Here is a 24,439-nt window from a genome sequence, read left to right on the forward strand (position 1 = left end):
CGAGCTCGCCAAAGCCGGAGAGACCGAGCTCAGCGCCGAGCCCGCAGGCGGACGCACCAGAGCAAGAACCACCCCTTACGCCCCGCGCCGCCCAACACCACAAGCAACACCACGCCCCAACAACCACGCTCACCCCCACCCCTCGCGCTCACGCCCCCCCCGCCCCAACCACGCCCACAACACGCCCAGGCCCACGACCCCAGCACGGCCAAGGCACCGCACCGCCGAGGTACGGACGGCCAAGGCACCGCACCGCCGACAGACACGGACGGCCGGGAGGCACGGACGGCCGGCAGGACGGGCGGCCCGGGGGCACGCCAGAGCACGGCCCCGGCACGACCCGGGGGGCGCCGCCACAACACGGACGTCGCGGCCACAGCAAGGCCGGGCACGATCGGGTCCACGGCCGCAACACAGTCGGGGTGCGTCCAGGCAGGTCGGGTGCGATCGGAGCCCGGCCCCGGCACGGGGCCGGGCTGTGCCGGGGCCACGACCACAACTACGGCAAGACACGGGGACGCCAACTACGACCGCAACAGCAACCGCAAACGCCAACCACAACGCCGAACGCAACAGCCGCTGCACCCTCGTCGCCCCCGACCGCCAACGGGGAGCCAGCGCAAGCGACGGTCAGTGCCGCGCGCGCGAACAAGCCTGCTGATGCACGGCACCGCCGGGACGCGTCCAGAGGCCACGGCAAGACAACGGCGACGCCAACTACTACGGCTACAACAACCGCGAACGCCAACTGCGACACCGAACGCAAAGGCAACTGCGACTTCGACCGTCAACGGCGAAGAGCGGCGCAGGCGACGACGCAGGCGACGGTGAATGCAGCGCGGTGCGAACAGCCTGCTGAGGCACGACACAGCCGAGGAGTAGGCACGGCCGGGGCCACAACAAGACATCGGGACGCCAACACGACCGCAACGGCAACCGCGAACACCGACCACGACGCAGAACGCAACAGCAACTGCGACCTCAACTCCTCCAGCCACGGCGAAGGCGAAGGTGACTGCTACAGCGACGAAGGCGAACGCGAAGGCCGAGGCGAACGCGAAGGCCGAGGCGAACGCGAAGGTCAGCGCAGCGTGAGGCGCACAGCCTGCTAAGGCACGGCCGGGGCAAGCCGAGGTGCGGCTGGCGCATGGCCACGGCGCGGCGGGCCACGGCCGGGCGCAGCACGACCGGGTTCACGCCCACGCCAATCGGGACGCCAACACGCCCGCAACGGCAACCGCGAAGGCCGACCGCGACGCCGAACGCAACGGCCGCTGCAACCTCCACCACGACCGCCAACGCGGAGGACGGCGGAGTCGACGGTCAGCGCAGCGCGGAGCGAACAGCCTGCTGGGCACGGCACGGCCGGGCCGAACGACCACAACCACGACGAGACATCGAGGACGCTGAGTGCGACCGCAGCAGCAACCGCGAACATCGACCGCGACGCCGAACGCAATCGCAACTGCGACCTCCGACTGGCAATGCCAGAGGCGAGGGTGAACGCGAAGGCGGAGGTCAGTGCAGAGTGAGGCGAACAACCTGCTGGGTGGTACAGGTAGCGAGGTGATCGGCTGTTGTGGCCTATTGCCGCAATCTCAGCTCGTGGGACGGCGTCATTGGTTGGGGCGGGCGTGGGTCTGCGGCCGTTGGCGTGCGGTGGCGGCTGCTCGGGTGGGGACGAGGGCGGCGGACGAGCGGGCGGGACGTGTGAAGGAGGCATGCGGGTCTCCGAGGACGCGTGGTGTCATAGCGCGTGGTGGTTGAGCCAGGCGCTTTCCAGGGGAGCGTCTGGCTGGACGGTGAAGTACAGGCGGCCTGGGGCGCCCCAGAACCAGCCCAAGGGTGGGTCCGAGTCGAGTTGGAGGATGAGGCGTCTGGTGTTGAGGCTCTCGCGGAGCCGGTCGGTGAGTCGGCGTGTGGCGGCCTTACGGGCCTCGGACGCTCGCCTCGCCTGGGCGGCGGCGAACGCCTCCTGGTCAGCGGAGGCACTCGATCTCGCCGCCGCGACGGCGGCCCGGACCTCGTCCAAGCGGATGGAGTGCACATTCGCCGGGAGGACCGAGACCGAGCGCCGTTGGGTCCGCGGGTAAAGGAACGCCGGGTCATGATCTGTGGCATCCGGCAGAGAGTCACCATCGGGTCCGGACGGCTCCCGGCTCGGTCCCAGCGGACGGCGAGGAGAAGATTCCGGGTCGCCGTCCAGGCTGCGCGGGCGAGTCGACGCCGTTCCCGGAGCGCTCTCCAGGCTGCGCGGACGGTCCCCCGGCGTCCCCTGAGCATCCCCCGGGCCGCCCGAATGGGCCGACGATGTTTCCGAGGCGTCCTGCAGGCTGGGCGGACGGGCCGCCGACGCTCTCGGAGCATCTTCCAAGCGGTGCAGCCGAGCCGCTGGCGCTCCCGGAGCGTCCTTCAAACCGTGCAGACGGCCCGGCGGCGTTCCCCCCGCATCCTCCAAGCCGCGTGGACGGGCCGGCGACGTTCCCGAGGCGTCCCGCAGGCTGGGCGGACGGGCCGCTGACGTTCCCGAAGCATCCTGCAGGCTGCGCGGACCAACCGGCAGCGTTCCCGGGACGGTCTCCAGGTCGCGCGGACGAGGCGGCGACGTTTTCGGGGCGGTCTCTGGGCTGCGCGGTCGGGGTAGCGGCGGTTTCGGAGCGTTCTCTAGGCCGGACGGGTGGGGAGGTGTGATTTCCGGGTCGTTGGTCGGGGCGTGAGGAGGAGGTAGCGGCGTTCGGGGATCGGCGTCCTGACTGCGCGGGCGTGCCGAACGCGTATCCGGAGAGGCCTCCAGGCGTGGGCGGGGAAGCGGGCTTTCTGGGGCGGCATTCAGGTCGTGTGGGCGGGGAAGCGGGGGCTTGGGATCGGTGCTCAGGACTCGCGTGGTGGAAGGGCGGGGTTCTGGGGTGTCGTCCGGGGCGGGTGAGTTGGGAATTGGCGTTGCTGGGTCGGTGGGCGGGTTGTTGTGCGGGTGGGCTGGTTCTGGGGTGGGGGTCAGGACGATGAAGCGCGGGGGTTCATCGGTGAGGTCTGGCGGTTCGTTGGGGGTTTCCTCGGGGTGGAGGCTGGAGGTAGTGGGGAGGGGCGGCTCGGTTGCGATCGGGCTTGTGGTGGCGTGGGTGGTTGTCGCGCTTTCGGCGACGGCCTGGGGTGGGACGTGGCGGTTCGGTGCGGTGCGGCGGTGCTTCTTCTCGGTGGGGCGGCGGTAGTCGGCTAGGCGGATGATCTGATCGGGTTCGGTGGATGGCGTGGGTGGCGCCGACTCGAGTTCGGCAGGTGAAGGAGGGGGCGGCGTAGTGAAGGTGGCGGAGCCCGGCGGGCCCAGGGGGGCGGAGCCGGGCGGGCCCAGGGGGCGGTGGTTCTCCAGGAGTACGGGCCATCCTCCGAGCTGGTGACGGGGGCCGTCGTCCGGCCAGATCTGGTCTAGCCAGCCTTCGTAGAGGGGGCGGTATGGGCCGAGCGTGCCGGGGCGGGCCTGTTCGAGCAGGTCGAGGGCCGGGTCGAGCGGGCTCGGCAGCGACCAAAAGGGAGCCGCGCCCCAGGAACGGGGCTCAGGGACGGCCGGCGGCACGGGAGGTGTCGCCGGTTTGAGATCGCGGGCGTAGACGCGCCAGGTCTCGAAGGTGCCGGACGTGTCGGGGGCGTCCCACGGACCGGGCCTGGTGCCCGAGTAGTAGAACGAGGCGTGGCCCAGCCTCGGGAGGCCGTCCGTCGGCGGAAGCCCGGCGAAGTCGATCGTGCCGAGGTGGGCGAGCGGGCGGCCCGACGCGGTGGGCCAGGGCTCGCCCGCCGGGAGTAACGGCGAGCCGCCGAGGTGGACGGCGCCGGACGTCGCCGGGACGAGGCGCAGCGCGGGACGGGCCAGCGTGAGCAGGATCCCGGCGGTCTCCGGCGTCAGGAAGGCGCTGAAGAGCGGGTGCAGTTGGCGGAACAGTTCGGCGTTCATGTGACCCAGCGTGACCGGCCCCCGCCGGCCGCCGCCACTCGCCCGCCGATCTGTGGATAACTCTCCGGTCAGTCTTGTTCGAGGGCCGCGGCCAGTTGGGCGAGGAAGCGATCGACGTCCTGCTCGTCGTAGGCGCCGTTGAACCTGGCGGTACGGAAGGTCGCCTCGCGCACGTCGCGCGCGCTTACCGGCGGCTGGGTGCCGCGTAGGCCCGCGATGACCCTGTCTAGGAAGGCGTCCACGTCCGCCATGACGTAGCCCTGACGAGCGATCGCTCTAGGGAAGCGCACGCTGTGCACCCACCCGACAAGCCATTCGGGCTGAATATGCGGACGGCGGTGGCGCGGCGCGGCGGACGTAGCGGCCATGGCCTGGAGCTCCAGGACGGTCTCCTGGAGCAGAGCGTCCACAGCGCGCCGGTCGTAGCCGCGCATCACCACGTCGAACCGGGCCTGCCGGACGTCGTCGGCCGTCAGTGGCGGCCCGCTGCCGTCCAGGGCGGCGCGGACGCGTCCCAGTAGCTCGTCCACCTGGACGCGGTGGTAGCCGCGCATCACCACCGGGAAGCCTTCGGCCGTCGCAGCCACCGGCGTTCTCCTTCCGGGGCGCGCGGCCGGGGCTCAGTCCTTGGTGGACGCGGCCAGCTGGCCGCAGGCCCCGTCGATCTCGCGCCCGCGCGTGTCGCGGACCGTGACCGGGACCCCGTGGGCCTCCAGCCGGCGGACGAACTCGCGCTCGTCCTCGGGCCGGGAGGCGGTCCACTTGGAACCCGGTGTGGGATTCAACGGGATCAGATTGACGTGCACGAGGTGTCCGCGCAAGAGGCGGCCGAGCAGGTCGGCCCGCCACGCCTGGTCGTTCACGTCCTTGATCAGTGCGTACTCGATGGAGACGCGGCGTCCGGACCGCTCGGCATAGGCCCACGCGGCGTCCAGGACCTCGGCGACCTTCCAGCGGTTGTTGATGGGCACGAGGTCGTCGCGGAGCTCGTCGTCCGGGGCGTGCAGGGAGAGGGCGAGCCGCACCGACATGTCCTCGGCGGCAAGCTTCTCGATCGCAGGCACGAGACCGACCGTGGAAACCGTCACGGAGCGCTGGGAGATGCCCAATCCACTAGGGGCAGGGTCGGTAATGCGCCGGACGGCGCCGATCACGGACTTGTAGTTGGCCAGAGGCTCGCCCATGCCCATGAAGACGATGTTGGAGACCCGTCCGGGACCGCCCGGTATACGGCCGCGCGCCAGCGCTCGTGCGCCCGCGGCGACCTGCTCCACGATCTCGGCGGTGGACAGGTTCCGCGTCAGCCCCGCCTGCCCGGTGGCGCAGAACGGGCAGTTCATGCCGCATCCGGCCTGTGACGACACGCACATCGTGGCCCGGTCCGGGTAGCGCATGAGCACCGACTCGAACAGGACGCCGTCGAACGCCTTCCAGACGGTCTTGAGCGTCTTCCCGTCGTCGCAGGCGAGTTCGCGTACAGGGTCAAGGAGTTTGGGCAGCAGGGCCCCGACCAGCCGCTCGCGGAGGGCGGCGGGCAGGTCGGTCATCTGCTCCGGGTCGTCCTCCAGCCGCGCGAAGTAGTGCCGGGACAGCTGGTCGGCCCGGAACGGCTTCTCGCCGAGCTCGGCGACGGCCTCCCGGCGCTCGGCGGCGGTCAGGTCCGCCAGATGGCGCGGCGGCTTGCCCCGGCGCGGAGCGGCGAAAACGAGCTTCGCTGGGGTCTTCTTAGCGGTGGCGGCCGGTTCGGCGGTGGCAGACATGGTTCTTCCAGTGTCGCAAACCCCGGCCTATGCCTTGGACGCTTCCAGGCCACCCGCCCTAGGAACACCGCCCGGGAGCACTCTCCCTGGGCCATTCGCTCTGGAGCGCCCCTGCGGGCGCCGCATGCCGCCTATGGGGTCGGGTCGTCCGCCCAGGCGTTCCGGACGTGCCGCAGGTGGTGGTCCATAGCGGCGGACGCGGCGCCCGGGTCTCCCGAAGCGATCGTGTCGAGCAACTCCAGATGCTCGCGCGCGTAAAAGGCGAGTTCCTGGCTCTGGGCGAGCTTGGGCACCCCGTAAAGGCGCGACCGGTAGCGGAGGCGCTCGACAACCTCGATCAGGTGCCGATTCCCTGCCAGGGCCAGCAATTCCAGGTGGAAAGCGTGGTCGGCCTCGATGTAGGCGATGGTGTCGCCGCGCTCGGCGGCCTCCACGATCGCCTCGGCCATGGGCCGCAACGCCGCGATCCGCTCGGACGGGACGGATTCGGCGACCTTGCCTACCGTGGGCACCTCGATCAGCGTGCGGACGGCCGTGATCTCGTCCAGATCGCGCGCGGTCAGCTCGGTCACACGGAAGCCCTTGTTGCGGACGGCCGTGACGAGCCCCTCCTTGGCGAGGTCGAGCATCGCCTCGCGCACCGGCGTGGCGGAGACCCCGAAGCGCTCGGCGAGGACCGGCGCGGAGTACACCACGCCCGGCCGCATCTCGCCCGCGACCAGGGCGGCGCGCAGCGCCTCGGCGATCTCCTCCCGGACGTTCGGGCGGGCCCCGAGTGCGGGCAGGTTCGGCGTTTCGGTCACGGGCGCTCCTTCTTCCCCTGGCCGGTAGCGTGTCACATTGTGACGCACCGTCACAACACGGCCCGTAGATACAATGTGAAATGTTACAGTGCGGCCAACCCGCCCCACCTGGCCTTCACCCCGTCTTCCAGCCGGGACACCCGAAGGGACGCCCATGTCCGACGCCGAAGCCGACCGCTTCGCCACCGGCAGCCACGACCTGCCCGTCTCCGACGCGCTGGCCGAGTACTTCTCCCATTCGTGGGCCGATACCTCGCTCGCGCCCGCGCCCCTCGACTCCGTGCCCTATGCCGCGAAGCGGCGCGCCGCGCTTTCGGAACGTTTTCCGGGTGAGCGCCTCGTCATCCCGGCCGGTGGGCTGAAAGTCCGCAGCAACGACAGCGACTACCCGTTCCGGCCGCATTCGGCGTTCGTCCATCTGACGGGTGAGACCGGTGTAGGCGCGGTCCCCGATTCGGTGCTCGTCCTAGAGCCAACGGCGAACGGCCATGAGGCGACGCTCTTCACGCACCCGCGTTCGCCCCGCGACACCGGAGAGTTCTACCGGGACCGCCGCCACGGCGAATTCTGGGTAGGCCGACGCCGCACCCTTGAGGAACTGCAGCGAACGCTTCAGATCGAGGCCGCCCCCAAGGAGAAGCTGGCCGACGCTTTGCGCGGGCGCGAGGTGCCGACGCGCGTGATGCGTGGCGTGGACGCGGAAGTCGACGATTTGGCTCCCGCGCACTCTGACGCTTTGGCCGACCAAGAACTCGCCTCTTTCGTCTCCGAACTCCGACTCGTCAAGGACGACTGGGAGGTCGCACAGCTCGCCGCGGCCGTCGACTACACGACCCTCGGATTCCGGGACGTCGTGACTGCGCTGCCCAAGGCACTCGCGCACAGGCGTGGCGAACGCTGGGTCGAGGGCCAGTTCAACATGCGCGCGCGCCTTGAGGGCAATGGCGTGGGCTACGAGACGATCGCTGCGGCCGGCTCGCACGCGTGCGTGTTGCACTGGATCCGCAACGACGGCCCGCTGCGTCCCGGTGAACTGCTTCTCCTGGACGCGGGCGTCGAGACCGACACCCTCTACACCGCCGACATCACGCGCACGCTGCCGATCTCCGGGAAGTTCACGCCCGAGCAGCGCCGCGTGTACGAACTCGTCTATCGCGCGCAGGAGGCGGGAATCGCGGCCGTCAAGCCGGGGGCCCGTTTCCGCGACTTCCACCTGGCCGCGATGCGCGTCATCGCCGAGGGACTTGAGGACTGGGGCGTCATCCCGGACGCAGAGGCGGCTCTAGCCCCCGACTCCGGAATCTTCCGCCGCTACACGCTTTGCAGTAGTGGCCACATGCTCGGCATGGACGTCCACGACTGCGCCAAGGCGCGGGCGGAGACCTACCTGGACGGCGTCCTGGAGCCTGGGCACGTCCTCACCGTGGAGCCCGGACTTTACCTTCAGCCAGACGACCTGACGCTGCCCGAAGAACTGCGCGGGATCGGCGTTCGCATCGAGGACGACCTCGTCGTCACCGAAGACGGCGCCCGCCTCCTGTCGTCCGACCTCCCGCGCCACCCGGACGAGGTCGAAAGCTGGATGGCAGACCTGCTCTAGCTAGACGGCAGCCCGCCAGCCCTGGCCAGCGTCCTGCTGAAGCTCAATCGCAGCACTACTGCGGCTGCGCGGCGATCTGCTGTAGCCGCATGACGGACACACTGTAGGCGCCAGGCGCAGAACGCAGTGAACGGCCTCCCCGGTTCTCGGGGAGGCCGTTCCTCATGGGGCCGGGCCATGGGTGAGGCCCGGAGTTCATAGGCCGAGCCGAGGTTCAACGCCTCAGCTCGTGCGCGCGAGGCCGGGACCGCCCCGTTGAGGCCCCGGCCTCACACGGGTCAGCGGATCCGGTAGTCGTCCAGCGGACGGACCGACTCGCCCGGCTGCGCCGCCGCCTTCGCCACACCGACCCAGGTGGGCGTGGGGTCGGGCGTCTTGGCGCAGCGAAGGTCCACCAGGCCATGATCCTTGGGCAGCGTACCGTCGCGCAGGTAGTCGATCAGGGGTTTGTCGAGACACGCGTTGCCCGCGAGCGTGATGGCGTGGCGCCCGCCGCCCTGCTCGACGACGAAGCGCGAGTTCGGCATGGCCTTGGCCATCTCCACGCCGCCCTGGTAGACGGTCGCGGCGTCCTCGGTGGCCTGGAACAGCAGCGCCGTAGGCAGACCCTTGCCGGTGATGCGCGGACGCTCGCCGCCCTTGCCCGCCCAGAAGACGCACGCGGCGTTGTACCACATGTTGCTGTAGGTGTAGAAGTGAGCCTTCTTGTCGATGCGGGCCTGGTCCTTACGCCAGAAGCTCCAGTCGCGGGGCCACGTGCTGTCGCTGCACTGGACGGCGTTGTAGAGGTCGAAAGAGTCGTCGCTGGGGTCCGGCGCGGCGTACCGGTCGTAGGCGACGCGCAGCGGGCCCGCGTCCTTGCTGTTGGTGTAGGCGGCGAGGACGGTCGCTAGGCGCGGCCACTTCGCGGGGTCGTAGCCGCCGGCCAGTTGCGTGTCGTCCAGCTCGTCCGCGCCGATCTTGCCGTCCACCGGGTCCTTGCCGAGCGAGGCGCGCATCGCGTACCACTTGCGCTCGACACCGGACGCGTCCGTACCGAGGTGGTAGGTGCCGTCGGCCTTGGCGACCCACTGGGTGAAGGCCTTGAAGCGCTTCTCGTGCTGCAGGTCCTGCCGGACGTTCTGCTCGTACCAGCTGATGTGCGGGCCGACGATGCTGTCCAGGACGAGGCGCTTCACATGCTTCGGATACAGCGCGCCATAGGTGGACCCCAGGGTCGTCCCATAGGACCAGCCGAAGAAGCTGATTTTCTTCTCCCCGAGCGCCTGCCTGATGTCGTCCATGTCGCGGACGATGTCGACGGTGCGGAGGTGGGGCAGAAGGTCGGCGTACTTGGAGGCGCAGTCGGCGGCGTAGCCCGCGGCCTTGCGCAACCAGGCCTGCTCGGTTCCGGCGCTCGGCTGGTAGTCGGGACGTGGCCCGTTGAAGTAGTTCGGGTCGCAGGCCATGTGAGGCTCGCTGCTCTGCGTACCGCGCAGGTCGAAACCGATCCAGTCGTAGGACGCGGCGACGTCCGCGGGCATCTTCGAGGGAACCCATGGCGCCATCCACAGGCCGCTGATGCCCGGACCGCCGGGATTGAGCAGGATCGGCCCCTGCCGCTGGGCGGCCGGAGCGGTCGCGGGAAGCCGGTTCACCGCGATCTTGATCTTCGGGCCGTTCGGCCGGGCGTGGTCGAGCGGGACCTCCAGCTTCGCGCACAGCAGCCGGGGGTTGGCCGCGTCCCCGCAGGACTTCCAGTCCAGGTGCGGCCTGTACCCGGCCGTCCCCGAGGGCGCGCGGCCCGGTGCGGCCTGTGCGGGCAGGGCCGCGACGACCAGGGCGGACGACGCCGCCGCGGCGGTCATCGCCAGCGCTACGGATCTCCTCATGCGTGTCTCCTCCGGTGCGCGGGACCGGGACGAGGAAGGCCCCGCGGGGCCTGACCGGCCCGACAGAAGCATGTGGCAGTGCAATGTCACGCACTACACTCCTGCCAAGCCGTGACCGAACCGTGATCGAACTTGGACGGCCGCCCGGACCGACACAAGCGACTCGGACCGGACCGGATCATGACAAAGGCCCCGGGAAGGATCCCGGGGCCTCGCCCGACGCGCCGCCTGTCCAGGCGGCCAGTTTCAGCTGTCTACGCAGGGACGAAAAGCTCCAGCAGCAGCCACACGATCGGAGCCGTCGCAACCAGGGAATCGAGCCGGTCCATAACGCCGCCATGCTCCGGCAGCAGCGTCCCCATGTCCTTGATGCCCAGATCGCGCTTCAGCATGGACTCGATGAGATCGCCGACGGTCGCCGTGACGACGGCCGCCAGGCCGATCACCACGCCCTGCCACCACTGGCCGTCGTCCAGCAGCACCGCCACGAGCACGCCGCCCACGAGCATGCAGGTGAGGGCCGAGCCGGTGACGCCCTCCCAGGTCTTCTTGGGGCTGATCGTGGGCGCGAGCTTGTGCTTGCCCAGGAACGACCCCGCGAAGAAGCCGCCGATATCGCTGGCCACCGTCACCGCGATGAAGATGACGATGCGGTGGTCGCCGTCGTCCGGTTTCATCAGCAAGGCGACGATGCCGCCCATGAGAACCAGGTAGCCGACCGCGAAAACGCCCGCAGTAACGTCCCGGACATAGCCGTCCGAGCCGTCCACCATGCGTGTGACGAGGACCGCGAGCGTCGTCAGCGCGACCGCCGCGACCAGCCCCTTGGTGCCCCAGACGTAGGAGACCACCGGCGCGGCCACCATGCCCGCCGCCAGCGGGATGAACGGGACCTCGATCCCGCGCGTCCGGAACGCCTCGCTCAGTTCCCGCAGGCCGAGCAGCAGGAACACCACCATGACGGCGAGGAAGATCTGCTTGAACGTGTAGAGCGACAGCAGGACGAGCCCGCCGAGCGTGACGCCCACACCGACGGCGATGGGCAGGTTCCGGCCGGACTTCTTCTGCTTCTCCGGCGCGTCCGCAGAACCGTCCCCGCTCGCAGAACCAGCCCCGCTCGCAGGACCGTCCCCACCCACAGGACCGTGGCCGCTCCCGGAACCGGCGCCGTTCTCAGAAGCCGAGAAGGCGGAGTCCTCCTGCGGGTCTCCCTGCGCGTACGAGGCTTCGCCTGGCACGCCTGAAGCGGCACCCGTCCCGGCCGGGGTCTCCCCCGGCGCGTCCTGGGCGCCGCTCGCGTCCGCCGCAGCGGACTCGGTCACCGTACGGTCCGCGCGGCCCGCCTCATCGGACGGGCCCGCGGGACCGGGAGTGGCCGGCTCGTCCGGGGAGCGTGCGGGCCCCCCGGCTTTGTCCAGTTCCATCAAACCTCGAGGAGCTCGGCCTTCTTGTGCTCGAGCAGCTCGTCGATCTGCGCCACGTACCGGTGCGTGGAGTCGTCGAGCTCCTTCTCCGCGCGGCGGACCTCGTCCTCGCCGGCCTCGCCGTCCTTGGCCAGCTTGTCGAGGGTGTCCTTGGCGCGGCGGCGGATGTTGCGGACCGACACCTTCGCGTCCTCGGCCTTGCCGCCGGCGACCTTGATGAACTCCTTGCGGCGCTCCTCCGAGAGCTCGGGGAACACCACCCGGATCACGTTGCCGTCGTTGGACGGGTTGACGCCGAGGTCGCTGTCGCGGATCGCGCGCTCGACCGCCGCCATGGACGACTTGTCGAACACCTGCACGATGACCAGCCGCGGCTCGGGCAGCGTGAACGACGCGAGCTGGTTGATCGGCGTGGGCGTGCCGTAGTACTCCGCGGTGATCTTGTTGAACATCGCGGGGCTGACCCGGCCGGTGCGGATGGCCTGGAAGTCCTCCTTGGCGACCGCGACCGCCTTCTCCATCTTCTCCTCGGCCTCGAGGAGGGTCTCGTCGATCACTTCGACTCCCGTGTCATCCGATGGTCCGTGCCGTCACTGCTCGGCCGGGCTGACCAGCGTGCCGATCTTCTCACCGCGGACGGCCCGGACGATGTTGCCCTGCCCCATGAGGTCGAAGACCACGATGGGGAGCGTGTTGTCCATGCAGAGGCTGATGGCCGTGGCGTCCATGACCTTCAGGCCCCGCTGTAGAACCTCACCGTAATCCAATCGGTCGAACTTGACCGCATCCGGATTCTTGCGGGGGTCGGCGTCGTACACGCCGTCCACCTGCGTGGCCTTGAGGACCGCCTCCGCGCCGATCTCCAGCGCGCGCTGGGCGGCGGTGGTGTCGGTGGAGAAGAACGGCTGGCCGAGGCCCGCGCCGAAGATGACCACGCGGCCCTTCTCCAGGTGCCGCATGGCGCGGCGCGGGATGTAGGGCTCGGCGACCTGGCTCATCGTGATGGCGGTCTGGACCCGGGTGTCGACCCCGAGCTTCTCCAGGAAGTCCTGCAGCGCCAGGCAGTTGATCACGGTGCCGATCATGCCCATGTAGTCGCTGCGGCCCCGGTCCATGCCGCGCTCGGCCAGTGCCGCGCCGCGGAACATGTTGCCGCCGCCGCAGACGACCGCGACCTGGACGCCGTCCTGCACGGCCTCGGCGATCGCCTCGGCGACGTGCTGCACGACCTCGGGGTCGATGCCCATCGGCTCGCCCCCGGCGAACGCCTCGCCGGAGAGCTTCAGCAGGACGCGCTTCCAGCCCGCCTTCGGGGCGTGGGTCTCCTTCTCGCGCGCGTCGCGGGAAGGCGGCGCGTCCTTGGCAGACGACGAGGCCGCCGTCGTGTCAGTTCTGTTGGTGTCCGGCACGTCGGCGGCCTCCTCGGTCGACTTCAGCGATAACTCGTCCTGTCTCCAGGGTGCGTCAGGCCTGGCCGACCTTGAAGCGGGCGAAGCGAACGACCTGGACGCCGTTCTCGCCGACCAGCTTGGCGATCGACTTCTTGGGGTCCTTGACGAACGCCTGCTCCAGCAGGACGAAGTCGCGCAGGTAGGCGTTGACCCGGCCTTCGACGATCTTGGCGATCGCGGCCTCGGGCTTGCCCTCCTCGCGGGTCTTGGTCTCGGCGAGCGCGCGCTCCTTCTCGATCACCTCGGCGGGGATCTCCTCGAAGGTGAGGTACTTCGGCGCCATCGCGGCGATCTGCTGCGCGACGTCCTTGGCGACCTCGGCGTTCTCCTTGTCCAACTCGACCAGCACGCCGGTGGTCGGCGGCAGGGACGGGTCGGACTTGTGCAGGTAGCTGGCCACGAAGACGCCCTTGAAGTGGACGTACCGGCCGAGCTCCAGCTTCTCGCCGATCTTGGCGCTGTTCTCCTCGATCAGGGCGCGGACGGTCTTGCCCGGCTCGATCTCGGCGGCCAGCAGGCTCTCGGCGTCGGTCGCGTCGCTACCGGCGGCGAACTCGACGATCCGGTCGGCCAGCGCGATGAACTCGGCGTTCTTGGCGACGAAGTCGGTCTCGCACTTGAGCTCGAGCAGGGCGCCGTCGCCGGAGCCGTTGAAGTGCTCGGCGACCAGGCCGTTGGCGGCGGTGCGCTCGGCGCGCTTGCCGACGTCCTTGGCGCCCTTCAGGCGCAGGATCTCTACGGCCTTCTCGAAGTCCCCGTCGGACTCGGTGAGGGCGTCCTTGCAGGCCATCATGCCCGAGCCGGTGAGCTCGCGCAGGCGCTTGACGTCCGCGGCGGTGAAGTTGGCCATCGCTCTTCGCTTCTCTCGTCAGTGGTCGTGGTGCCCATGGCGATCCCCGGCGGCCGCCTCGGCGGGGCGGCGCACCGGGGATCGGGGGCTCAGGACTGGTCGGCCTCGGCCGGCTTCTCCGCGATCGCGGCCTCGGCCTCGGCGACGGTCTCGGCCGGCGTCTCGGCGGCCTGCGTCTCGGCGGGCTTCGCGGTCGCCTCGGACTCGACGGCGCGCTCGGTCTCGGCGCCGCTCTGGACCTCGGTGGCGCCGCCGTCCTCGGCGCGCGCCTCGCTCTCGACCTGCTCGGCGGGCTTGCCCTCCAGGAGGTCCCGCTCCCACTCGGCCAGCGGCTCGGCCGCGGCGCCGCCGGCGGCGGGCTTCTCGTCGCCGCCCTGGCCGGCGCCGGCGCGCGCGATCAGACCGTCGGCGACGGCGTCGGCGACCACGCGGGTCAGCATCGCGACGGAGCGGATGGCGTCGTCGTTACCCGGGATCGGGTAGTCGACCTCGTCCGGGTCGCAGTTGGTGTCCAGGATGGCCACGACGGGGATGCCGAGCTTCTTCGCCTCGTTGACGGCGATGTGCTCCTTCTTGGTGTCCACGATCCAGATGGCGGAGGGGACCTTCGCCATGTCGCGGATACCGCCGAGGGTGCGCTCCAGCTTGTCCTTCTCGCGACGCAGGCCGAGCAGCTCCTTCTTGGTCATCCCGGAGCCGGCCACGTCGTCGTAGTTGATCTCCTCCAGCTCCTTGAGCCGGGTGAGCCGCTTGTGGACGGTGGAGAAGTTGGTGAGCATGCCGCCCAGCCAGCGCTGGTTGACATACGGCATCCCGACCCGGGTGGCCTGCTCGGAGATGGCCTCCTGAGCCTGCTTCTTGGTACCGACGAACAGGATCGTGCCGCCGTGCGCGACCGTCGCCTTGACGAACTCGAAGGCGCGGTCGATGTAGGACAGCGACTGCTGCAGGTCGATGATGTAGATGCCGTTGCGCTCGGTGAGGATGAAGCGCTTCATCTTCGGGTTCCACCGGCGCGTCTGGTGGCCGAAGTGGACGCCGCTCTCGAGGAGCTGCCGCATGGTGACGACGGGAGCCATGAGCCCGTGTTCTCCTGTCCGGCCCGGCCTTGTGGGGCCAGGGCCACGTTTCGGTTGGTGATCTGCGCCCGTACACCGCCCCACCGCCGGAACCGGCGGACCTAGAGGCCGTGCCCCACACAGGTGGCTGGCGGGCGCGTGAATTCGGCCGCCCGGGGTTGACCACCGTGCGACCGTCAACCAAGTCTACGGGATGACGGGACCCGGCGCTCACCAACCGCCGCCACGGCCGGTCGCGACCGAGGTTATCCACAGATCACGAGGCGGCTGGCGGCGCGCGGTGGCATGCGGCGACCCTCATGGCATGACCCTGCTCACAACAGTGATCATCTGCCTCCTGACCACCTTCGGCGCAGGGCCGGGGCCCTTCGGCGCAGGCCCGGCGGCCTCCGCCCGGACCCCAGCGGCCTTCAGCGCCGACCAGGCGACGTTCGGCTCTGGCGACGCGGCCTTCGCCTCTGGCAGCGCGACGTCCGCCTCCGGCCGCGCGACGTTCGGCTTTGGCTCGGCGACGTTCGGCTTTGGCTCGGGGACCTTCAGGCATGACCCGGGCCACTCACCTCCGTCTCACCCGCACATCTGGCCACCGCCTGAATCAGCGCACCGCACGCTCTCTGAGTCTTGGTCCTGGACGCCTCTGATGGACGGAATGACGCCATTACGCAGCGAGAGCGCGCCTGCACGCTGGGGCTTCGCCGTGCCGCCGCCGATCGGCGACGCCGTCCGACTGCGGGCGGGTGGCGGGGCATTTCGGGCGGACGAGGCGGCTGGCTGGCGGTGGCCGTTGGGGCCGCCCGTCCCTGCGATCGTGCGCGGCTTCAGCCCACCGACCTCTCCCTGGCTCCCAGGCCATCGCGGTGTCGATCTCGCGGCGTCCCCTGGAGATCCGGTGTACGCCGCCGGATCCGGACGTGTCTCGTACGCGGGCGCATTGGCCGGACGGGACGTCGTGGCGATCACTCACGGAGAGTTGCGGACCACCTACCTACCGGTTCGTCCTGCCGTGCCCGTAGGACACGACGTCGCGGCAGGCGCCCGGATCGGGACCGTGGAATCCATGCAGCCGCCGCATTGCCCGCAGGCCTGCCTGCATTGGGGGCTGCTCCGGGGCAGCACGTACCTGGATCCGATCACCTTGGTGCGACCGATCGTCCGCCTGCTCCCGCTCTGGCAGCCGGATTCGTCCACGGCTCTCTCAGGAGCGCCGCCGCTTCCCCAGCCGCCTCCTCCTCCGAGCGAAGCGCGTCCGCCGCAGGGCTCGCTCTCTCCGTCCACTTCTGGCCCTCCGAACGGTTCAAAGCGCCTGAAGTCGTCGACAGAGCCCTTACGAAGCCGGGACGGGCGTCCCACTCGGGACGTCCAGAGCCCGCTCCCCCATTCGGGGCCCACGGATGATCGTCCGATACGCCCCGCTCTCCGCAGCGCCTCGACGGCTGCGGTCGGGACGCTGACGTGCCTCGTCCTGGCACTGTCAGTGGCCTTTGTCCGGAGAGCGCTGGCACGTCCCCGTTCCCGCCAGGCGCACCGACAGCGTCACCGACCACCGCCGAATGTCATCGACCTGGCCCATGAACGACGTCTGCGCCGCCCCACGGCTCCTCAATGAGGCAGCGCTGTGATCAATCCACGGCGCCACGCGGGTGTGCCTGGCGGTGCACTTGCTTGAGGCGCTCGACGGAGACATGCGTGTAGAGCTGCGTGGTCTGAAGGGAGGCATGGCCAAGGATCTCTTGAACGCTGCGCAGGTCGGCCCCGCCTTCCAGGAGGTGGGTCGCCGCCGAATGCCGTAGACCATGCGGTGCCAGATCCGGCACTTCTCCCACCTCGGCAATGCGCGAGTGGACGACCCGCCGGGCACTCGTGGGGTGCAGGCGTCCCCCTCGCACGCCGAGGAAGAGCGCTGGACCGCTGCCGTCCGTCGCCAGGCCAGGCCGCCCCGCCCTCAGCCAATCCCCCAGCGCACGGAGGGCGGGGTCACCAAGCGGCACCGTGCGTTCCTTGCCGCCCTTACCGAAGACGCGCACCGTCTTGCGGCTTGTGTCGACATCGTCGACATCGAGCCCGCACAGTTCGCTGACACGCATGCCCGTGCCGTAGAGCGTCTCCAGGATCGCGAGATCCCGCAGGCCGATCGGTCCGGTCACGTCCATCTCGTCCAGCAGCCGCCCCGCTTCCTCCTGCGCAAGGACGGTCGGCAGGTCGCGTGTCCGCTTCGGCGTGCCTAGAAGCGGCCCCGGGTCGCTGGGAAGCATCCCGCGCCGATGCAGCCAACGAGTGAACGTCCTGGCGGCTGCGGTACGCCTGGCCAGCGTGGCTCGCGAGAGCCCCATCGCGTACTGGCGCGCCAGCCATGCGCGCAACACGTTCACGTCCAGATCAGCGGGCGTAGAGAGGCCGACGGTGGCCCCATAGCGCGACAGCTCCCGGATATCCCCCATGTAGGCACGCAGCGTGTGCTCCGAAACGTCCCGCTCCGCCTTCAGGAACGTCGCGAATTCGGGAAGCAACGCGTCCAGCATCCCTGGACCGCGCTCGCCCGCCTCGGACTGATCCCCGCCCCGCTCCTCAGCACTCACACCCGCCACGCTGCGTCCCACACCCCCTCGAAATCAAGCACCAGCACGCCCCCAATCCCACACCAACACCCCCAGCACCCCAAAGCCGCCATCGCCCCACCAGGACCCACTCACTCTGCGCGCCCTTAACCCACCCCGCACCCGCAACACCCCAGCACGCCCACGCCCCCTCCCCCTCAAGCTGCCAGTCAGCCCCCGGCGACAATTCACACGCGTTAGGAACGCCAAGCACAGGCAGACGCCACACGACGCCGCCTCACTGGGCGCACCAGAAGAGGCGCAGCGCTGGAAGCGCAGCATCGGACAGCGCGCCCACGGGGCGCACGCGGTTCATCCAGAGCAGCTAACGGGCGCGAGCCAGCGCATCACACCCCCACGTCCCTGCCCCGCGCCAAGCAATGCCGACCGCAACACAACGCAGCGCGGAGCGACAAGGCCCGATACGACCCAACACTGCGCCACGTCGAACGGGGCGTCACCGCACCCCGTTGTTCGGGACACCCCTGCGCGCAGTTCAACGTTGGGCGCGGATGTCCGTGCACGCGCACGAGGGACACCCCACCCACCTCCGAGTTATCCACAGAATGGAGTTCGGTTATTGCGGAGCGTGGCCGGGCGGCATCGTCGGAGGCCGGAGGTGAGGCCGAATGAACGGCAACCAGATGCTCGGACAGCGAGGCGAGGACGCGGCGGCCGCGTACCTGGGCCGGCTGGGATGGAAGGTCCTCGACCGCAACTGGCGGTGTTCGGAGGGCGAGCTCGACATCGTCGCCTACGACGGGCGGCTGCACGTGGCCTGCGAGGTGAAGACCCGGCGCTCGACCGCCTTCGGCGATCCGCTCGAAGCGATCACCGAGCGCAAGGCGGCCCGGTTACGCAAGCTGGCGCTCCGCTGGGCGGCCGCGAACCGGGTTCCGGGCGCGCGCATCCGGGTGGACGTCATCGCGCTGGTCTGCGACGGCGACGGGTTCGCCTTGGAGCACCTGCGGGAGGTGTGCTGAATGACGCTCGCCAAGACCCGCTCCGTCTCCCTGGTGGGCGTCGACGGTTTCGTGGTGGACGTCGAGGCGGCGATCACCAGCGGGGTCCCCGGCCTCCACCTGGTCGGCCTCCCGGACGCCGCCCTGAACGAGGCCCGCGACCGCGTCCGTGCGGCGATCTACAACTCCGGCGAAGACTGGCCCAACAGGCACGTCACCGTGTCGTTGTTCCCGGCGAGCCTGCCGAAGAAGGGGTCGACCTTCGATCTCGCCATCGCGATCGCACTGCTCGCGGCCGCGGAAGCGGTCTCCCCGCTCTCATGCGCCGGGTTGACGCTGGTCGGAGAGCTCGGGCTCGACGGACGGGTCCGGAGTATCCCGGGCGTGCTCCCCGCCGTCCTCGCGTCCGCCAACGCAGGCTGCCAGACCGTGGTCGTTCCGCGTCCGAACGGGGCCGAGGCCAGGCTCGTCCCGGGCGTCGAGGTCGTTCCGGTCGCCTCCCTGCGCGAGTTGCTCTGCCTGCTCAGGGACGAGCCTCCCCCGACCGAGGACGAGTCGTCCGAGCCGATCCCGCACCACGGCGTCGACGGCCTCACTCCGCGCACTCCCGATCGTCGCGCGGATCTCGACCTGGCAGACGTCCGTGGTCAGGCCGAGGCCCGCCGAGCCCTGGAGATCAGCGCGGCCGGAGGGCACCACCTCTTTTTCTCTGGGCCACCCGGCTGCGGGAAGACCATGTTGGCCGAACGGCTCCCCACGCTGATGCCGCCCCTCGAACCGGAGGCCGCGCTGGAGGTCACGGCGATCCACTCGGTCGCGGGCACGCTCCCGCCCGACCAGCCGATGATCACCAAACCCCCGTTCCACGCCCCGCACCACACCGCGACAAGAGCCGCGATCGTGGGCGGCGGCTCAGGACGCGTCCTCCAACCCGGAGCGGTCTCGCTCGCCCACAGAGGGATCTTGTTCCTGGACGAGGCTCCCGAGTTCCACGGCGGAGTCCTGGACGCGCTCCGGCAACCTCTTGAAGAGGGAGAGGTTCGGCTCTCCAGAGTCGAGGGCACCGCACGCTTCCCGGCGAGTTTCACCCTCGTCCTGGCGGCGAACCCGTGCCCATGCGCCGCCGCGAAGCAGATGGACTGCTCCTGCGCCCCCAACGTGCGACGCAAATACATCTCGCGCATCTCAGGCCCCCTGCTCGACCGCATCGACCTGAAGCTGGAACTCACCCCGGCGAGCCGCGCCGAACTCAGGTACGACCTTGAGTTCGCCGAATCCAGCACGGTCGTGGCCGAACGCGTCCTCGACGCTCGCGAGCGCGCGATGAAACGCCTGTCGGGCACACCCTGGCGTACCAACTCCGAAATCCCCGGCCCGGAGCTACGCCGACACTTCACCCCGTCCGGCGAGGCGATGCGCGCAGCGGACGAGGCGCTCCAGAAAGGAACCCTCAGCGCCCGCGGCCTCGACCGCGTCCTCCGCGTCGCCTGGACGATCGCCGACCTGGCCGGCCGCAGCGACCCCGGCGACGACGACGTAGGCGGCGCCCTAGCCCTCTGGAACGGCCGATGGACATGACCCCCAACCGACCAACGCCCCCACTCACCCCGTCCCACCCGTCCGCACCAGTATCGCTCCGTATCTCCGCATCAGCCCGTGCACCGAAGACGCCTGAGCACGTAGTGGACCCGACACACAGTCGGTCAACGCACACGGGGCTCAGCACACGCCGGATTCAGCACATGCGGGGTCCAGCACACGCGGGTCCAGCACACGCGGACCCGACACGGAGTCGCACCGAGTGAACGCCGACGCGATGCGGCGCGAACGCCGATGCGGAGCTGCTGCTGGCGAGGATGACGTCGAGGTCGTCGGGCAAACCGTGCGCACGGCGGTGATGGAGATGCCGCCACGGCGAGGACGTCCGGCATGAGTCTGCTGTCGCGTCCCCTGGAGAGTGCCAGCTCGACCGGCTGGCCATCGCGGGGGCGATGCCGAGCGCATGCGAATGCTGAGCTGATGCCGTGCGGGCAGCCCGAACGCCAGGGCGAGGTGGCACAGACACGGCGCAGTGCGGAGTCGACACAGCATCGTGCGTCAGTGACGCCGACGACGCGCGGGGCTGACGCCGATGAGGGCGGGGGCTGACAGCTGGCCCGCCCCGGCTGGGACGTGGGTGACGGCTGGGCGAAGGGCCCGCCCGCCCCGACTGGGCATGGGTGATGGCTGCGCGTGAACGGGCGTGGCTGGGAGCTGCGCGTGGTCGGGCCCGCTCCTGGTGGGGCGGGTGGCGGTGCGCGCGAGTCTTCGCCGAGTGCTTTTTCGAGACATGGAACTAGGAGGGCAACGTGATTGAGACAGATGATCGGATCGCTCGGGCGACGCTGACGGGTCTGGCTGAGCCGGGTGATCCTGTGCTGAACCAGATCGTGGATGTGGTCGGAGCTCCTGCGACGCTCCTTGCCATTCGTGCGGGGTGCTTACCGGATGAGCTGAGGACGAGGGTCGCGGACGATTCCGAGCTGGGGCGGATGGCCGAACGGGTGAGCCATTGGCGGATCAGGCTGTCGGCGGCCGAGCCGGCGAGCGACCTCCTCGTGGCAGAGCGGCTCGGCGTCCGGCTGGTGTGTCCGGGTGACGCCGAGTGGCCCACCACGCTGGACGACCTGGGTGATCGTCGTCCGTACGCGCTGTGGTTGCGTGGGCCGAGCGATCTGCGGCACGGGTGCCTGCGGTCCGTCGCCCTGGTCGGCGCTCGCGCGGCATCGCCCTATGGACTGCGAGTGGCGTCCGAAATGGCGTCCGAGCTCGGCGATCGCGGATGGACGGTCGTTTCGGGCGGGGCCATGGGCATCGATGCCGCGGCGCATCGGGGCTCGCTGACCGCTGACGGTCCGACCGTCGCAGTACTGGCCAATGGCGTCGATGTCCCGTACCCGGCCTGCAACGACGGAATGTTCGCCGAGCTCGCCCGGCGCGAGCTGCTTGTCAGCGAGTCGCCACCTGGCACCAGCCCGAGGCGGCAACGCTTCCTGGTCCGGAATCGTGTCATCGCTGCGCTCTCCAGGGGCACCGTGGTCGTCGAGGCCGGTCGTCGCAGCGGAGCCCTGAGCACGGCGCACTGGGCGCGCAAACTGGGCCGGGTCGTCATGGCCGTGCCAGGGCCGGTGACCTCGGTGTCGTCTGTCGGCTGCCACGCGCTGCTGCGAGATCCGCCGCCGGCCCTGCTCGTCACCCGGAGCGCCGAAGTGATCGAGGCCGTGGGTGAGCTCGGGACCGACCTTGCTTCGATCCCTGCCAGCCCTGTGCTGTCCCGCGATCTTCTGGACAAGGTCGCCCAGACCGTCCTAGAGGCGCTTCCAGCACGCGCTGCCGCCGGCCCTGCACAGATCGCCGCCAAGGCGGGCGTGGATCTCCCAACCGCCAATGCCAAGCTCGGGCTCCTCTCCGCCGGAGGCTTCGTGGAGCGAGCCCAAGGAGGCTGGCGCCTGACCCGGAAGGCGAAATCACCATGATCCGACGCACCTCACTCACCCCGCGTCCTCGCCCGGGATCCAGGGCACACGGCAACCGGCCTCGCTACAAGAGGAGGGAGCCCACAGGCAAACGTTGAGGCGCCCGCTCCGCATCCGATGCACCAACGACGGAGTGACCAAGCGATTGGCACGCCCCGCGCAGACGACCCGGCCCCGGGGGCTGGGCTGGGCCAGGCACGGCCTGATGTTCGCCCCGTCCCAGGTCGGCTGCCAGGCGGCTCGGAAGCGAAGAGCTGCCTCCGCCTGGCGGGCAGCCCCGAGCTGGCAGATGACGCGAGCCTGCTGAGTGGCACGCACCTGGCGGGCAGGGCCCGGAGGGCGCCCCAGACCTGACGGGCGGCTCCGCCTGGGGTGACGCGAGGCGCCGGTGGCGCGCATTTGGTGGGCATGACCCGAAGGGCGACTTTGCCTGGCGGGCAGCCCCCGCCTGGCAGGGGCCCGCGCCTGGCAGGTGACGCGAGCGGCCAGGTGGCACGCGCTTGGTGGGTATGACCCGAAGGGCTGCCCCCGACTGGCGAGCGGCCCTCACCTGGCGGGCAGCCCGCGCCTGGCAGGTAACGCGAGCATGCCAGGCGGAACGCACTTGGCGGGCCGGGCCCGAGGGCCACGCGGAGGGCGACGGCATCATGACCAACGACCTGGTCGCGCTCTGCCACGCCCCGGCCCTCCTGCGGCCTCTGGCTCCACTGAGGCCCGCCGAGGAACGACACCATGATCAGGCCATGGCCACCTGGCACCCTCCGACCTGCGGCCCGAAGGGCAGCAGGTCGGAGGGTCGGGGCTGATCAGCGGCCCGGGTTTGGCGGGCAGGCCGGGCCTGGCGGGCCGGCCGGGCCTATCGGCGGGCCGGGACTGATCGGCGTCCCATGCCTGACGAGCGGGTCAGCCCTTGCCGACGGGTTGGTCCCTTTGAAGGCGGGTCGGTCTCTTGCGGGCGGCGGTTGGCGGCGGGGGGAGGGTGGGAGCTGGGTGTTGCTTTTGGGTTTATTGGTCGGAAGGGAGTTCGAAGTCGCTCTTGGCGAGTTCTTCGACGTTGACGTCCTTGAAGGTGACTACGCGGACGTTCTTGACGAACCTTGCGGGGCGGTACATGTCCCAGACCCAGGCGTCCTGCATGGTGACTTCGAAGTAGACCTCGCCGTTGTCGGCGCCGCGGACCTGGAGGTCCACGGAGTTGGTCAGGTAGAAGCGGCGCTCGGTCTCGACGACGTAGCTGAACAGGCCGACGACGTCGCGGTACTCGCGATAGAGCTGGAGCTCCATCTCGGTTTCGTACTTCTCGAGATCCTCGGCGCTCACACTCGTGTCCCTTCGATCCGGGTCTCGTGGTCCTCCCCGGCCGGTTCCCCCACGACCACGTTCCCATTCTTACGCACGACCCGGCCCACGTTGACGAAGGAGTGGCGGTGTTCGGAGCACGGACCGTGTTCGGCGAGGGCCGCGGTGTGCGCCTTGGTCGCGTACCCCTTGTGCTCATCGAAGCCGTACTGGGGGAAGCGCTCGTGCAGATCGATCATGATCCGGTCGCGGGTGACCTTGGCCACGATGGAGGCGGCGGCGATGCAGGCCACCACCTGGTCGCCCTTGATCACGCCCAGGCTCGGGACCACCAGGCCCGGGACGTTGAAGCCGTCGCTCAGGACGTAGGTGGGACGGCGGCTGAGCGCGGCCACGGCGCGGCGCATCCCGGTGATGTTGCAGCGGTGCACGCCGTAGCGATCCACCTCGTCCCGGGGGACGATGATCGCGCTCCAGCTCTCGGCGCGCTCCACGATCTCGTCGTAGAGCGCCTCCCGGCGGGCCGGGGTCAGGAGCTTGGAGTCGCTGAGGCCCTCGATCCGGCCGCGCTTCCCGTCCCGCAGGATCGCCGCGCCGATCACCAGGGGCCCGGCGCAGGCGCCCCGCCCCGCCTCGTCCACCCCGGCCACCAGGTTGAATCCCGCATGGGCGAGGGCTCGCTCGAAGCCGTACAGCCCGGCGTCACGCCTTGGCGTGAACCGCAGTGGACGACCGTTCATAGTCCGCAGCGTACGTCCCCAGAAAGCCAGAAAGCCCCAATTTGGCGCTTCCGAGACCTCCCAGAAGGAGGCGAGGCGCGAATCCGCAGTTCATGCCCGCTTCAGCCTCGATTCAGCCCAAGGCGAAGGTCCTTCCCCCAGGCGTCCATCGCGGCCAGGTGCTCTGCGGGTGGGCTCGGATCACGCTGGGCGGGGGTATCAACGGCCTCGCGAGCCCCCGGGGGGTTAGTCCGGGGTGTCGGTCTGTCTGCCAAGCGGCTCCGTGGTGGCGGGGAGGAGACAGACACGCTTCTCGCACGCTGCCAGGGGCATCGCCGCCAGGCCCACGGGGTCGAGCGGTGCCACTCCGAGGGGCAGGACAACCCTTCCTGCGGGCAGGGTAACGCCGTCGAGCAGGGCCTTGCGGGCCGCAGGGCAGCGCCGTGCCGGGCCACAAGGCAGAGCGATGCTGAACCGCGGAGCAGGGCCGCGCCGGGCTGCAGGGCAGCGCCGCGCCGGCCCGCGGAGCAGCGCCGGACCACAGGGAAACCAGGCCGCAGGCAGGG

Annotated in this window: 18 protein-coding genes and 1 pseudogene; 5 read left to right on the plus strand and 14 right to left on the minus strand. The window is 70.1% G+C overall.

Translation table 11 applies throughout. The features are described from left to right. Positions 1 to 1,747 precede the first annotated feature (1,747 nt). From FHU30_RS24860 to FHU30_RS24875, 5 genes and pseudogenes are all read right to left on the minus strand, one after another. Positions 1,748 to 2,032, minus strand: a complete 285-nt coding sequence (locus FHU30_RS24860; RefSeq protein WP_253879009.1) for a YwqG family protein — start codon at positions 2,030 to 2,032, stop codon at positions 1,748 to 1,750. A 1,344-nt stretch (positions 2,033 to 3,376) separates the two neighbouring features. Continuing rightward, positions 3,377 to 3,946: pseudogene (locus FHU30_RS47925) on the minus strand (DUF1963 domain-containing protein); the annotation flags it as partial. 68 nt (positions 3,947 to 4,014) lie between these two features. After that, positions 4,015 to 4,533, minus strand: coding sequence for a DivIVA domain-containing protein (locus FHU30_RS24865; RefSeq protein ID WP_253879010.1), 519 nt, complete (start codon positions 4,531 to 4,533; stop codon positions 4,015 to 4,017). Positions 4,534 to 4,566: 33 nt separating this feature from the next. Continuing rightward, positions 4,567 to 5,706 (minus strand): dual-specificity RNA methyltransferase RlmN, encoded by a 1,140-nt coding sequence (rlmN, locus tag FHU30_RS24870; protein WP_253879011.1) that lies wholly within the window; start codon positions 5,704 to 5,706, stop codon positions 4,567 to 4,569. 131 nt (positions 5,707 to 5,837) lie between these two features. After that, complete coding sequence (locus FHU30_RS24875) at positions 5,838 to 6,509, minus strand: GntR family transcriptional regulator (RefSeq protein ID WP_253879012.1); 672 nt, start codon at positions 6,507 to 6,509, stop codon at positions 5,838 to 5,840. A gap of 154 nt (positions 6,510 to 6,663) precedes the next feature. On the opposite strand from FHU30_RS24875, the gene FHU30_RS24880 reads away from it, so the two are divergent. Further along, positions 6,664 to 8,109 carry an aminopeptidase P family protein gene (locus FHU30_RS24880; RefSeq protein WP_253879013.1) on the plus strand — a complete coding sequence of 482 codons (1,446 nt, stop codon included), beginning with the start codon at positions 6,664 to 6,666 and terminating at the stop codon, positions 8,107 to 8,109. 278 nt (positions 8,110 to 8,387) lie between these two features. Here the strand turns inward: FHU30_RS24880 and FHU30_RS24885 are convergent, their stop codons facing one another. From FHU30_RS24885 to rpsB, 6 genes are all read right to left on the minus strand, one after another. Continuing rightward, positions 8,388 to 9,980, minus strand: coding sequence for an alpha/beta hydrolase (locus FHU30_RS24885; protein WP_253879014.1), 1,593 nt, complete (start codon positions 9,978 to 9,980; stop codon positions 8,388 to 8,390). 254 nt (positions 9,981 to 10,234) lie between these two features. Then, entirely contained in the window at positions 10,235 to 11,302 is a 1,068-nt protein-coding gene (locus FHU30_RS24890; RefSeq protein ID WP_253879015.1) for a phosphatidate cytidylyltransferase, read from the minus strand. Between the two features lie 101 nt (positions 11,303 to 11,403). Beyond that, the gene (gene frr / locus FHU30_RS24895) at positions 11,404 to 11,961 is read right to left on the minus strand and encodes a ribosome recycling factor (RefSeq protein WP_253879016.1); all 558 of its coding nucleotides are present in this window, start codon (positions 11,959 to 11,961) and stop codon (positions 11,404 to 11,406) included. A 33-nt stretch (positions 11,962 to 11,994) separates the two neighbouring features. Then, positions 11,995 to 12,693, minus strand: coding sequence for a UMP kinase (gene pyrH / locus FHU30_RS24900; protein ID WP_253879610.1), 699 nt, complete (start codon positions 12,691 to 12,693; stop codon positions 11,995 to 11,997). Positions 12,694 to 12,868: 175 nt separating this feature from the next. Next, entirely contained in the window at positions 12,869 to 13,705 is an 837-nt protein-coding gene (gene tsf / locus FHU30_RS24905; protein ID WP_253879017.1) for a translation elongation factor Ts, read from the minus strand. 89 nt (positions 13,706 to 13,794) lie between these two features. Next, positions 13,795 to 14,784, minus strand: a complete 990-nt coding sequence (gene rpsB / locus FHU30_RS24910) for a 30S ribosomal protein S2 (RefSeq protein ID WP_253879018.1) — start codon at positions 14,782 to 14,784, stop codon at positions 13,795 to 13,797. A 649-nt stretch (positions 14,785 to 15,433) separates the two neighbouring features. Between rpsB and FHU30_RS24915 the strand changes: the two genes are divergently transcribed. Further along, positions 15,434 to 16,390: a M23 family metallopeptidase gene (locus FHU30_RS24915; protein WP_253879611.1), complete on the plus strand. Its 957-nt coding sequence runs from the start codon at positions 15,434 to 15,436 to the stop codon at positions 16,388 to 16,390. Positions 16,391 to 16,403: 13 nt separating this feature from the next. Here the strand turns inward: FHU30_RS24915 and FHU30_RS24920 are convergent, their stop codons facing one another. Further along, a complete protein-coding gene (locus FHU30_RS24920) occupies positions 16,404 to 17,303 on the minus strand; it encodes a tyrosine recombinase XerC (RefSeq protein WP_253879612.1) in 900 nt (299 codons plus the stop codon). Positions 17,304 to 18,007: 704 nt separating this feature from the next. Here FHU30_RS24920 and FHU30_RS24925 point away from each other — a divergent pair. From FHU30_RS24925 to dprA, 3 genes are all read left to right on the plus strand, one after another. After that, positions 18,008 to 18,361 (plus strand): YraN family protein, encoded by a 354-nt coding sequence (locus FHU30_RS24925; RefSeq protein ID WP_253879019.1) that lies wholly within the window; start codon positions 18,008 to 18,010, stop codon positions 18,359 to 18,361. Next, positions 18,362 to 19,918 (plus strand): YifB family Mg chelatase-like AAA ATPase, encoded by a 1,557-nt coding sequence (locus tag FHU30_RS24930; protein WP_253879020.1) that lies wholly within the window; start codon positions 18,362 to 18,364, stop codon positions 19,916 to 19,918. Positions 19,919 to 20,688: 770 nt separating this feature from the next. After that, a complete protein-coding gene (gene dprA / locus FHU30_RS24935) occupies positions 20,689 to 21,855 on the plus strand; it encodes a DNA-processing protein DprA (RefSeq protein WP_253879021.1) in 1,167 nt (388 codons plus the stop codon). Positions 21,856 to 22,860: 1,005 nt separating this feature from the next. On the opposite strand, the gene FHU30_RS24940 is transcribed toward dprA, so the two are convergent. Continuing rightward, positions 22,861 to 23,175: a DUF2469 domain-containing protein gene (locus tag FHU30_RS24940; protein ID WP_253879022.1), complete on the minus strand. Its 315-nt coding sequence runs from the start codon at positions 23,173 to 23,175 to the stop codon at positions 22,861 to 22,863. Beyond that, positions 23,172 to 23,894 (minus strand): ribonuclease HII, encoded by a 723-nt coding sequence (locus FHU30_RS24945; RefSeq protein WP_253879023.1) that lies wholly within the window; start codon positions 23,892 to 23,894, stop codon positions 23,172 to 23,174. The genes FHU30_RS24940 and FHU30_RS24945 overlap by 4 nt, the downstream gene beginning before the upstream one ends. Positions 23,895 to 24,439: the final 545 nt, after the last annotated feature.

This window comes from Actinomadura rupiterrae (assembly GCF_024172125.1).
In the GTDB taxonomy this organism is placed as follows: Bacteria; Actinomycetota; Actinomycetes; order Streptosporangiales; family Streptosporangiaceae; genus Spirillospora; species Spirillospora rupiterrae.